The organism is Aeromonas sp. 603404 (assembly GCF_049171775.1).
GTDB classification, from domain to species: domain Bacteria; phylum Pseudomonadota; class Gammaproteobacteria; order Enterobacterales; family Aeromonadaceae; genus Aeromonas; species Aeromonas veronii_A.
In genome coordinates, this window is record NZ_JAAKPE010000001.1 from 347906 (window position 1) to 359640 (window position 11735).

Consider the following 11735-nt stretch of genomic DNA (forward strand, 5'->3'; position numbering starts at 1 on the left):
CAAAACTACTTGATAGATCAGGAAACCGCGCCAAGGCGCGGCCCCCGAATAGTGTTGTTACCCCGTGGCCTTGTTGCCACAGGGCGTGTTGGCTCAGCCCTTGCCAGTCGCGGCACTTACCTGCGGGTGATAGCTGCGCTGCCAGAGGGTAACGAAGATCGCCAGATAGAGGGCCCAGGTCAGCAGCTGCAAGCCAGCGGGTGAGGCATTGTAGCCAAACAGGGCGCGCAGGAAGGTACCAAATACCCCCTGATCGTCGAGAATGTGGCTGATGTCGAACACCGGCGTGGTCCAGAAGGTGATGATATCTGCCGCCTGCAACATGTTGACGGCGGACGAGAGCAAGCCTGCGGCGATGATGATGATAAGCAGGCCCGTCCAGCGGAAGAAGGGAGCCAGCGCCACCTTGCGGGTGGAGCGCAGCAGCCCCCACACCAGCGCGATGGAGACCAGCAGCCCCGCCAGCGCGCCAATCATGCCGGATTGCAGATCCACCCCTTGCCCCGAATAGAGCAGGGCGGAGAAGAAGAGCACGGTTTCAAACCCTTCGCGCATCACCGCTAGGAAGGCGAGCAGCACCAGACCAAACAGGTTGCCGCCATCGATGGCTGCATCGATGCGCGCCGTCATGGCCCCCACCTGGGATTTGGCCTGTTTTTGCATCCAGATCGCCATATATGTGAGCACCAACGTGGCGAAGATGAGGATCCCCGCCATCAAGAGGTGGTTGTAGCGCTCGCTCTCGAACTGGCTCACCACCACCTGGAACAGGAAGGCGACGACAAGGGAGGCGATAAGGCCGAGCCCCACCCCCAGATAGATGAACTTGTTGTAGCGGCTCGCCCCCAGCTTGGCGAGGTAGGAGAGGCAGATGCCGACCAGCAGGAAGGCTTCCAGCCCCTCGCGCAGGGTAATGAGAAAACTTGCAAACATCAGGATTGAGGCTCCGTTGCAGGCGTGACGGGGAGAGGCCGCAGGGTCAGTTGCAGCCGATTGAGTTGCACTATGGGTGGCTCCGGCAAGCTGGGCTCGGCGGCGCGCACCGCATCATTGACCCACTTGGGGTAGGTGCGGAAATTGAGTTTGATATCGGCCTTGAAGGGCCCTTGGGCTTCTGCGGGCAGCGACCAGACTTCATCGCGCCAGCCATCGGCCGGAATGCGGGTATCTTCCAGCAGTTTGGCGTAGCGCCAGAACTTGAGCCCCACCGGCTTGCCCTCGGCATCACCGAACACTTTGCGAAACAGTCGCGCATCTTCAGGGACGGCACCATCCACCGGCTGGCCGCTGGCAAGCACCAGCTTGCCGCTGGCGTCGGTGACGGTCAGCTCCAGCCAGAGTTCACGAAAATCGGCCACTCCGGTGGGCAGGGCATGGCCTGCGCCGGTATTGGTGACCCGCACCACCAGCTGTTGGCTATCGGCAGCCTGTTCGATACGGGCGGAGAGGGTAGCGCTGGAGCGCAAGAGCGCCAGGCTCTCCTGTTCAAGTGCAGGATTACGCAGCCCCACCAGCTGGTGCTGGGCGCCGGTAAAGTTGTGGCGATAGAGCCGCGCTTTCATGGTGCCGTTTTCAGTGGATTGACCCGCGACCGGCGCACCGCCGTTACCCGGCTCCGGGTTCATATGGCAGTCGATGCAGGTGCGCCGTTTGGCGGGATCCTCCGCGTTCGCAAAGCTGGATTTTTCCCACTCGTCCCAGGTGTTGACGATATTGGCGCCGGTGCCCGGGGCAAACTCGTTGTGGCACGACTTGCACAGGGCCGCGTCGCGGTAGAAATCCTTCTGATAGGAGGCTTTGTGGGCCGCCGGACGGGCGTTGATCTGCCGCTCGGCCAGCCAGTGCTTAAGGCTGCCGCCCGGGGCATCCTCGAACACATAGCTCTCGCGGTCTTTCAAATTCACGGTAAAGGCGCTGTTGCCGCCCGCGTCTTCTACCTTGGTGATGCGATGGCAGAGCACGCAACCGGTCCCTTCCTCAACCACAGGTTCGCCCGCCTTGTGGGCGGCAATCAGCGAGGCGCCACCTTGCTCGAACATGTGGGAGCCCTTGGGCAGGTCCAGCTGGCCTGTCATCACCTGCTGGGGCATATGGCAGCCCTGGCACCACTGGCCAAACGCTTCCCCTTCGGTTTCGCGGGCCAGCGCCTGCACCACCTTGTAGTAGGGGTGGGAGTTGCCCATCAGCCGGTGGTTGCTCTCGCTCCAGTCCTTGAAGGCCTGTTGGTGGCAGTTCTGGCAGGAGGCGGAGTTGAGCCACTCTTTCGGGTGAGTGGTCGGCGCCTTGGCGGGATCCGTGCGCAGGGCATCGAGTCGCAGCCAGTTGGCGAGATAGGGGAGGTTGCCATCGGCGGTGACGAAGGCGTGTAAGTCCTCCATCATCGCTTTCACTTCCGGTTGGGGCATCGCGGGGTCAACTGCCTCGGCCCCATCGCGGGTGTCATGGCCCATGCCGCCCTGGGTCTGCTGGGTCATGCGCAGGTATTCGCCGACAAAATCCCCCGCCACCATGTTGGTGAGGTTGGCGTGGCCGTTGATGGCGTTGTCGCCGCTCTTCTGGCGATGGGCCGCCATCAGATAGCGGTTGGTGAAATTGAACCCATCCAGATGGCAGGAGTTGCAGCTCATCCAGTTGTCCCCCGCCATGGGGAAGCGTGAGTTGGACGCTGTGTTACCAAGGTTGAATAGCAGCTCGCCGCGCTGAAGCGGCTCGGGGCGCGGATCTGTCTCTACCAGCTTGGCAAAGTGGGGCACATCGACGGTGACCCGGGCAAACGGGCCGCTGCCGCCGCTATTGAGGCGGGTGAGATCCTGCCCCATGGCGTTGTGCACCAGAATATGGTCGCCATCGATTAGCAAGTCCCGCGGATTCTGGCCCGGCAGGTGGCGCAAGAGCTGGGTCGCCTTGGCGCCCCCCTGAAACTTCTTGCGGCGGTGGCGGTTGTTGTTGGACTTGCCGCTGCGGGAGAGATCAAACACCAGCAGATCTTCCGAGCCCGCCAGCGTCAGATAGACCCGCTTGCCATCGGCGGTGAAGCGCGCCGCGAAGGGGTTGGAGACGATCTGGCTGCGGTTGCCGACGCTTGGCAGGTTGATCTGCAAAAAGAGCTGTTTTCTTTCATCGACCCGCTCTTTCTCCTCATCGAGATCGATGATGGAGACGGCCGGAAAGACGGTGCTCTGAAACTGGAAGGGGTGATCGAAGCTCCACAGCACATGGGGCAGCCAGGCCTCGCTGCCATCGGGGGAGAGGGCGATGCCGTCGAGCAGGCGCGGCAATCCCTGGGAGTCGCTCGGCGTGTCGCTATGGGTCTCGGCCAGGGTAATGAGTTTGGGCTTGGGAAGCGAAGATCCCTTGGCGCCGTGGCCAAGCTTGGCGAGATCATAGATGGCGAGCTGTCCGGTCATGGCGTGGGTCAGCAGCAGGCGATCGTCGTCGGTCAGGGCCAGTCCACGGGGAGTCTCGGCGGTTTCTGCATCCAGCTTGAGGTTGCCTGTGGTGTCATAGGCCTGCAGGCGAGCGGATTCGAACTGCGTGACCCAGAACCACTGCCGCTTGGCATCGAAGATGACCCCGTAGGGGCGATGGCCTGTGGCGATCGCCTTTGCCAGATCGAGATCATCATCCAGCAATAGCAGGCGATCACCGCTGTAGTCGGTGACCAGCAGGGTGCCATCATCGGCGCGGGCTAGCTGGCGCAGATCGCCGCCCAGCGGCACCTCTTTCAGGCGTTTTCCGCTATCGCGCTCAAGCAAGGTGACGGAACCTGCACTCAGGTTGGCGGTGACGAGGCGCGGGGCGCTTCCCTCCTTATAGGCGAGCATCCCTGTGCCCATCTGTTGGGCCAACGCAAAGGGGCTGGCCAGCAGCAGGAGGAGGGCCAGCAGGAGTGACAAATATGCAGAGAACGATGACTTCAACATGGGATCAGGAGCGCCATTTCAAGATGGTCCAGCGCCAGGCGTGGCGCAGCACCAGAGGAGTTAACGCCAATGCGCTCAACCAGTGGGCCCAGCTGGCGAGGTTGCCCATGGCATCGCCCGGAGTGCCGTGCAGCACCAGCAGCAGGCCGCTGGCCAGACAGATCAGCAGCAGGGCTTCAATAATTCGCCCCGTGGTGCGCAAAAAGGGTTTGTTGCTGCGGTTCAACAAGCTGCGATGGGAGAGCCAGAAGGCGCCAAACAGCAGGGGGAACAGGGTGAGCGAGAGCATCACATGGAAAAACAGATTCCAGCGCGCCAGCGACCAGAGCGGGGTCAGCGGCTCCCACAGCAGCAGGCCGGAGAAGAACATCAGATAGAGGGTGCCCTCGGCGGCCTGATGGTGGTAGGCCAGCCACTGCCAGAATTGTCGGGGTGAGAGAGAAAGGCTTGTCATAAAGGCTCCAGCACCCGGGCGGAGCCGCCCGGGGGGAGCAAGTTTATAACGCAGTAAGAGTAATGAAAAGTGTTATCAATTCCATTGATAATGAATCAAGCCTGAATGAACGGGGTGACCTAACACGACGATTGATAATTCCTTATCCGCTTGGCCGCCACCTATGGGGCGAGAGTGCGGGCGCAGCCGCTCCTCGACAGCGGGGCAGCTTGCGGCTCGGGGTTATGGCCGCGCGTCGGGCGTTCAACTCACCAAGAGGCTTTTTATATTTATTTCAATTGATTGCAGCTAAAACTTGGCTAGATGTTCGACTCCTGATGAGGATCATCAGCAGCATATTCCCGTAGCTGGCGACTGCGCAGCAGATACCAGAGTGACCAGAGGCTGGCGACCAGCACCAGTGCGGTAGGCCAGCTGAATGACCACTTCTGCAGATTGAGGCTGTGCAACTGCATCAGCAGGCCGCTGACGGCAGAGCAGAGCAGCAGCAGCGGGCTGTGGCGCCGGAGTCTGGCGCGAATGCTCTGGGTCTGCTGATAGGTGCCCCCGCAGGCGAGCAACGCCAGCATGGCGGGTACGTCGGTCAGCAGGCTGATGTAGAGGGTGATCTTGTCCGGATAAAAGAGGGTCAGGATCTCGCTGCCGCTCTCGCGGGTCACTCCCGCCATCAGAAAGAGCCAGACCGAGCGGGTCAACAACAGGGCGATGGGCCAGAACCAGAGGGGTGGGCGCAACTGGCCGTGATCGTCATATCGGTGTTCGGGGTAGAGGGTCATGGTTGCCCGATATCCATTCATAGAGTGCAAGTGATGCAAGGGATATGGGGCGAAGGCGAGCCCTTTGCAAGGCGCGGGAGAGAGCGGGAATTAATCGGGGGGCCATGCCCCCCAATCCGCGAAAAGTTGTCTTGTGCCGAGCGGCTGGCGTTACAGCCACCCCTTGCGCTTGAAGAAGAGCCCGGTGCCCAGCGATGACATCACCATCAGCACCAGCGAGAGGGGATAGCCATACTCCCAGGCGAGTTCAGGCATGCGGCCGAAGTTCATGCCGTAGATACTGGCGATCAGGGTCGGCGGCAGGAAGATCACGGCGGCAACCGAGAAGATCTTGATCACCTTGTTCTGCTCTAGATTGGTCACCCCCATGGAGGCCTCCAGCTGGAAGTTGATCTTGTCGAACAGGAACTGGGTGTGAGGCAGCAGTGACTCCACGTCGTGCAGCATCTCGTCGATCCACTTGTTCTGCTCGAGGCTCATGCGCTGGCGCAGGCTGCGTTTGAGGAAACGCAGGGCGCGGCGGGTATCGTGCAGGGAGAGACGGATCTGGCCGTTGGCCTCTTCCTGTGCCAACAGCTCCTTGAGCATAGGGTTGATCTGATCCGGCTCGAAGATCTGATCGGCGGTGTTTTCCAACGTCTTGTAACCATCTTCGATAAGATCGGAGAGGTACTCCACCTTGAGGTTTTGTACCTCCAGCAGGATATCGAGGGCATCCTCCACCTCCAGCCGATCCTGGCGCATATAGTGGCGCAGCAGGCGCACCAGCCCGATGTCATCTTCACGAATGCTGATCAGCAGGTTGTTGCGCAGGGTAAAGGAGACGTGGACACCCTTGGTGTCACGACCGATCCGCTGGGGAAACAGGGAGTGAATGTGCAGACCATCGGTATCCCAGTAGAAACGGGCGGATGCTTCGATGTCGTCGAGCTCCTCCTTGTCGGGAACCTCTTCCAGGAACAGGCCCGTCAACCATTCTCGCTCTGCCGTGTCCGGCTTGTAGGCATCCAGCCAGACCGTGTTGTCAGGTACTATGTCGTCAGGCCCGAGCGTGACTATGTCCAGCACCTTGTTATTGAGAATGTAGGCGGTGATCATCTGTCCCCCCTTAAAAAGTCATGGGTAATCAGGGATGGTTGCACAGGTCATGCGGCCTTAGATCGCTGAAGAAGGCGATCCCGTGGATAAGCAGATCGGGCCGATGGAAAACCTGAATGCGGCGAACTATACAGGGGTGGGCCCCGCTTGTCAGGGGCTATTCATCAGGGATTCAGCTTGTTTGTCCAAAAAAACAGCGAGGTCGGATCACCTTAGCAGCCATGCGGTGTAGAACCAGCCTTTGGCGGGGGGAGGGATGGCTGGGGCTGCTTGTTGCCGCTACCCCGCTTCATCAGATATTGGGATAGTTGGGCCCGGAGCCCCCTGTGGCGGTATCCAGACGATGTTTTGGGGCTGAGTATCTTTGATGTCACCGCATCTTGGCATCGCCGTATTCCATCACATATTGGGATAGTTGGGCCCGGATCCTCCTTGTGGCGGTGTCCAGACGATGTTTTGGGACTGAGTATCTTTGATGTCACCGCATCTTGGCATTGCCGTTCCATCACATATTCGGATAATTGGGCCCGGAGCCCCCCTGTGGCGGTGTCCAGATGATATTTTGACTGGGATCTTTAATGTCACAGGTCTTGCAGTGAATACAGTTGGCTGCGTTGATTTGCAGTTTGGCCGCGCCTTCCATTTCCAGTACTTCAAACACCCCTGCCGGGCAGTAGCGTTGGGCGGGTTCGGCCCAGGTGGGCAGATTGACCTCGACCGGAATGCGCTCGTCCTGCAGCTTGAGGTGGCAAGGCTGATCCTCGTCGTGACTGGTGTTGGCCAGATACACAGACGAGAGCTTGTCAAAGCTCAGTCTGCCATCGGGTTTGGGGTAATGGATGGGCTCGCAGCGGCTGGCCACGCGCAGCTGACGGTAATCGTGAGCCTTATCGAGCAGTTTGAAGGGCGAGTTTGCGCCAAACAGCCGTTGCTCCAGCCAGTTGAAGGCACCGCCCAACCAGGGACCATAGCGATGAAGAGCCGCGCCGAAGTTGCGCGCCGCCTTGAGTTCGCGGGCCAGCCAGCTCTGGTGCAGCTCGTCACCATACTGGGCCAGATCCCGGCCCCCTTCATCGCCCCCCCGCAGGGCCATCGCGACGGTTTTTGCCGCCAGCATGCCGGACTTCATGGCGGTGTGGATCCCCTTGATCCGGGAAAAGTCGAGAGTGCCCGCATTACAACCGATCAGCAGGCCGCTCGGGAAGTGCATGCGGGGCAGGGCGTGCCAGCCCCCCTTGGTGATGGCGCGGGCGCCATAGCTGATGCGCTCCCCATCTTGCAACACGCCGGCGATAAGCGGGTGATGCTTGAGGCGCTGGAATTCGTCGAACGGGCTGAGCCAGGGATTCTGGTAGTTGAGGTCGACAATCAGCCCGACCGCCACCTGATCCCCCTCCATGTGATAGAGATAGAAGCCACCGTGGCTATTGCCGCCCCCCTGCTTGCCAAGGGGCCAGCCACTGCCGTGCAGCACCTGTCCCGCCTTGCCTTGGCCAGCAGGCAGTTGCCACAGCTCCTTGAAGCCGATGGCATAGTGCTGGGGCTGGGCAGGGCTTGCTAGGTTGAAGTCGGCGATCAGCTGCTTGCCGAGATGACCGCGGGCCCCTTCGGCAAAGAGGGTGTAGCGGCCGAGCAGCGCCATGCCGGGCACATGATCTGCTTTCGGATTGCCCACCCGATCCAGCCCCAGATCGCCGGTGATGACCCCCTTGACCCGGCCCGCTTCCATGATAAGTTCGCTGGCGGTAAATCCCGGGTATATTTCGACTCCCAGTTTTTCCGCCTGTTGGCCAAGCCAGCGGCAGAGATTGCCGAGGCTGATGATGTGGCAACCCTCATTGTGCATCCGGGGCGGCACCGCCCAGGCGGGGAGTTGCAGGGAGCGTTGCTCGCTTTGCAGCAGATGAACCTGATCGTCGCTGACCGGCACGCCGAGCGGCGCTTGCTGCCAGCAATCCGGCAGCAGCTCTTGCAAGGCGACGGGATCAAACAGGGCGCCGGAGAGCAGATGGGCGCCAATTTCCGCTCCCTTCTCCAGCAGACAGACAGAGAGAGTGGCATCCTGCTGTTTCAGGGCGATGGCTGCACTGAGCCCCGCCGGACCGCCGCCGACGATGACGACATCAAATTCCATTGCTTCCCGTTCCATCTTGCCTCTGCGCTCTGGTTGGCCTAGGGTAATGCTGGTAGTTTACGTAAACGTAAAGTAGTTGTAAGCAAAACTGAGCAAGAAAAAGCAAAAAATTAGGGAAGAGCGTACTGCAACAAACGCAGAGGCACACTAATGAATTCAATCCAAAGAGACGAGGCATGACCCCATGAAGCTGCTGGTCGCAATCAAACGGGTAGTCGACTACAACGTCAAGATCCGGGTGAAGGGAGACGGCTCCGACGTGGAGCTCGCCAATGTGAAGATGGGGATCAACCCCTTTTGTGAAATTGCGGTGGAGGAGGGAGTCAGGCTGCGGGAAGCCGGGGTTGCCAGCGAGCTGGTGGTGGTGACCTTCGGCCCTGACGCTGCCGCCGAGCAACTGCGCCATGGGCTGGCGCTGGGGGCGGATCGGGCGCTGCATTATGTCACCGATGAGACGCTCACCCCGCTGACTGTCGCCCGCGCCTTGCACAAGGTGTGTGAGCAGGAGCAGCCAGATCTGGTGCTGCTCGGCAAGCAGTCCATCGATTCAGACAACAATCAGGTGGCCCAGATGCTGGCTGCCCTCAATGATTGGCCGCTGGCGACCTGTGCGTCCGCCCTCAAGGTGGAAGCTGGGGAGCTGCTGGTGACCCGCGAAATCGACGGTGGCCTCGAGACCCTCGGCATGCCGTTGCCTGCGGTAGTGAGCGCCGATCTGCGTTTGAATGAACCGCGCTTTGCCTCGCTGCCCAACATCATGAAGGCCAAGCGTAAGCCGCTTGATAGCGCTCCGTTCTCGACACTCGCCGTTGAGGTGGCCAACCAGACCCGTTTGCTCGGGGTGATGGCGCCGCCAGCCCGCAGCGCCGGGATCAAGGTGGGCTCGGTGGACGAGCTGGTGGACAAACTCAAACACGAAGCGAAGGTGCTGCCATGAGCGTGCTGATCATTGCCGAACATCATCAGGGCCATCTGGCCGACAACGTGGCACAACTGGTCACCGCCGCCGGAGCCATCGGCGGTCAGGTTGACCTGCTGTTGCTGGGTCAGGGGCTGACCGAGGCGGGTGAACAGGCGGCAGCCCTCAGCGGCGTCGACAAGGTGTTGCTTGCCGAACATCCCCTGCTGGCCGACGGGCTGCTGGATGGGGTGGACAAGCTGCTGGCCAGCTGGTGCGAAGGTTACAGCCACTGCCTTATGGCGGCGAGTGCCATGGGCAAGGCGCTGCTGCCACAGGTGGCGGCCCGGCTCGGGGTGGAGATGCTCTCCGAGGTGACGGCTATCGAGAGCAGCGACACCTTCCTGCGCCCCATCTATGCGGGCAATGCCATCGCCAGAGTGGCAAGCTCGGCGCCCGTCAAGGTGATGACGGTGCGGGCCACCGCGTTTGCCAAGGCGGCGACGGGCGGGCAGGCTCTCATCGAACGCTTGGCCGTGCCCGAATTCGCTGGTCGTACCCGGTTGGTCGAGCGCCGCGCGGTGCGCTCCAGCAGGCCCGAACTGACCGCCGCCCGGGTGGTGGTCTCCGGTGGCCGGGCACTGGGCTCCAAGGCGCAATTTGCCCTGATTGAGGCGCTGGCCGACAAGCTGGGTGGGGCGGTGGGGGCATCGCGAGCCGCCGTTGATGCAGGATATGTCGCCAACGATCTGCAGGTGGGGCAGACCGGCAAGGTGGTGGCACCCGAGCTCTATATCGCGGTCGGTATTTCGGGCGCCATCCAGCATCTGGCGGGGATGAAGGAGTCGAAGGTGATCGTGGCCATCAACAAGGACAGCGATGCCCCCATCTTTCAGGTGGCGGACTACGGGCTGGTGGGGGATCTCTTCACTCTGCTGCCGGAGCTCACCGCCAAACTGTAAATTTGTCAGAAATGGCTGAGCTGTGGTCGTTTATGCGCTCTGCCCGCCATTTCTGTGCATGTTCCCTGCAAGCCCTGACCCGTTCAGGGCTTTTTCTACTGCAAGGGGGAGGCAGAGTGACGGTAAAAGGTTGAGCCAGCTCCCAAAAAGCCTTTGATCCGCTGGCTGCTCTTGTGTAAAACCTGACAAGTCATCGATTACTCTCATCCACTCACGGAAAGCGTCATGAGCAAACAGATTTACAACTTCTGCGCCGGCCCCGCCATGCTGCCGGTTGAAGTCATGGAGCGCGCCCAGCGCGAATTTTGTAATTTTCAGGGGCTGGGAGCCTCGGTCATGGAGCTTTCCCATCGCGGCAAGCCCTACATGGCGGTGGCCGAGAAGGCCGAAGCGGATCTGCGCGAGCTGCTGGCGGTGCCGGACAACTACAAGGTGCTCTTCATGCATGGTGGCGGCCGCGGTCAGTTCTCCGCCGTGCCCATGAACCTGCTGGGCGGCGCCAACAAGAAGGCGGACTTCCTGCTGACCGGCGTCTGGTCCCAGAGCGCGGTGGATGAAGCCAAAAAGTATGGCGATATCCAGACCTTCCAGGGGGTTGCCAAGAACGAGCAGGGGATCTCTCACCTGCTGCCGACCCCGGCGTTTCGCGCCGATGCGGCTTATGTTCACTACTGTCCGAACGAAACCATTGACGGCATCGAGATGTTTGACATCCCGGCTACCGGCGAGGTGCCGCTGGTGGCGGATCTCTCCTCCACCATTCTCTCCCGTCCTCTCGAGGTGAGCCGCTTTGGCATCATCTATGCCGGTGCCCAGAAAAATATCGGGCCGTCCGGGCTTGCCATTGCCATCGTGCGCGATGACCTGCTGGATCAGGCGAGAGCCGATGTCCCCTCGATTTTCGACTACAAGCTCACTGCCAAGAACGACTCCATGTTCAACACGCCGCCCACCTACGCCTGGTATCTGGCCGGTCTGGTGTTCGAGTGGCTCAAGGAACAGGGTGGCCTCGAGGCGATGGAAGCGCGCAACAAGGAGAAGGCCGACTTCCTCTATGACTATCTCGATCAGTCGAGCTTCTACGGCAATCAGGTGGATGTCAGCTGCCGTTCGCGGATGAACATCCCGTTCCAGCTGAAAAATGCCGAGCTGGACAAGCAGTTCCTGGCCGAATCGGAAGCCGCTGGCCTGCTGGCCCTCAAGGGGCACCGTATTGTCGGTGGCATGCGCGCCAGCATCTACAACGCCATGCCGCTGGAGGGGGTGAAGGCCCTAGTGAGCTTTATGGATGGCTTTGCCAAGCGCCACGGCTGAGAAGATAGTACCCACGTGCTTGCCGGCGGCCTCTCGTGACAACCAGTGAGCCGCTTCCAGCTATTGCAGTGATTCAAGACGCCGGGGATACCCCGGCGTCTTTTTTTCAACAGAACCAGCGCGCTGGCGTTTGCCGTGCGATTTCCCCTGAAAGTGCCCTTGCCGAGCGGGACGCA

General features: G+C 60.9%; 9 protein-coding genes. 3 read left to right on the forward strand and 6 right to left on the reverse strand.

All coding sequences use genetic code 11. The annotated features are described in order from the left end of the window. Positions 1 to 93: 93 nt before the first annotated feature. From G5306_RS01495 to G5306_RS01520, 6 genes are all read right to left on the reverse strand, one after another. Positions 94 to 933: an FTR1 family iron permease gene (locus G5306_RS01495; RefSeq protein ID WP_247822640.1), complete on the reverse strand. Its 840-nt coding sequence runs from the start codon at positions 931 to 933 to the stop codon at positions 94 to 96. After that, complete coding sequence (locus G5306_RS01500; protein ID WP_421312149.1) at positions 933 to 3923, reverse strand: YncE family protein; 2991 nt, start codon at positions 3921 to 3923, stop codon at positions 933 to 935. The genes G5306_RS01495 and G5306_RS01500 overlap by 1 nt, the downstream gene beginning before the upstream one ends. 4 nt (positions 3924 to 3927) lie before the next feature. Beyond that, complete coding sequence (locus tag G5306_RS01505) at positions 3928 to 4377, reverse strand: hypothetical protein (protein WP_005352687.1); 450 nt, start codon at positions 4375 to 4377, stop codon at positions 3928 to 3930. Positions 4378 to 4676: 299 nt separating this feature from the next. Then, on the reverse strand, positions 4677 to 5153 hold the full coding sequence (locus G5306_RS01510; RefSeq protein ID WP_216953818.1) for a DUF2919 domain-containing protein: 477 nt from the start codon (positions 5151 to 5153) through the stop codon (positions 4677 to 4679). A gap of 150 nt (positions 5154 to 5303) precedes the next feature. Further along, positions 5304 to 6251, reverse strand: coding sequence for a magnesium/cobalt transporter CorA (corA, locus tag G5306_RS01515; protein ID WP_266133904.1), 948 nt, complete (start codon positions 6249 to 6251; stop codon positions 5304 to 5306). 505 nt (positions 6252 to 6756) lie between these two features. Next, positions 6757 to 8400, reverse strand: coding sequence for an electron transfer flavoprotein-ubiquinone oxidoreductase (locus G5306_RS01520; RefSeq protein WP_421312150.1), 1644 nt, complete (start codon positions 8398 to 8400; stop codon positions 6757 to 6759). Between the two features lie 169 nt (positions 8401 to 8569). Between G5306_RS01520 and G5306_RS01525 the strand changes: the two genes are divergently transcribed. The 3 genes from G5306_RS01525 to serC all read left to right on the forward strand — a co-directional run bounded on the left by G5306_RS01525 (position 8570) and on the right by serC (position 11559). Beyond that, positions 8570 to 9322: an electron transfer flavoprotein subunit beta/FixA family protein gene (locus tag G5306_RS01525; RefSeq protein WP_069553891.1), complete on the forward strand. Its 753-nt coding sequence runs from the start codon at positions 8570 to 8572 to the stop codon at positions 9320 to 9322. Continuing rightward, the gene (locus G5306_RS01530; RefSeq protein ID WP_216978614.1) at positions 9319 to 10245 is read left to right on the forward strand and encodes an electron transfer flavoprotein subunit alpha/FixB family protein; all 927 of its coding nucleotides are present in this window, start codon (positions 9319 to 9321) and stop codon (positions 10243 to 10245) included. Before G5306_RS01525 ends, G5306_RS01530 begins: the two co-directional genes overlap by 4 nt. Before the next feature lie 225 nt (positions 10246 to 10470). After that, positions 10471 to 11559: a 3-phosphoserine/phosphohydroxythreonine transaminase gene (gene serC / locus G5306_RS01535; RefSeq protein ID WP_216978615.1), complete on the forward strand. Its 1089-nt coding sequence runs from the start codon at positions 10471 to 10473 to the stop codon at positions 11557 to 11559. Positions 11560 to 11735: the final 176 nt, after the last annotated feature.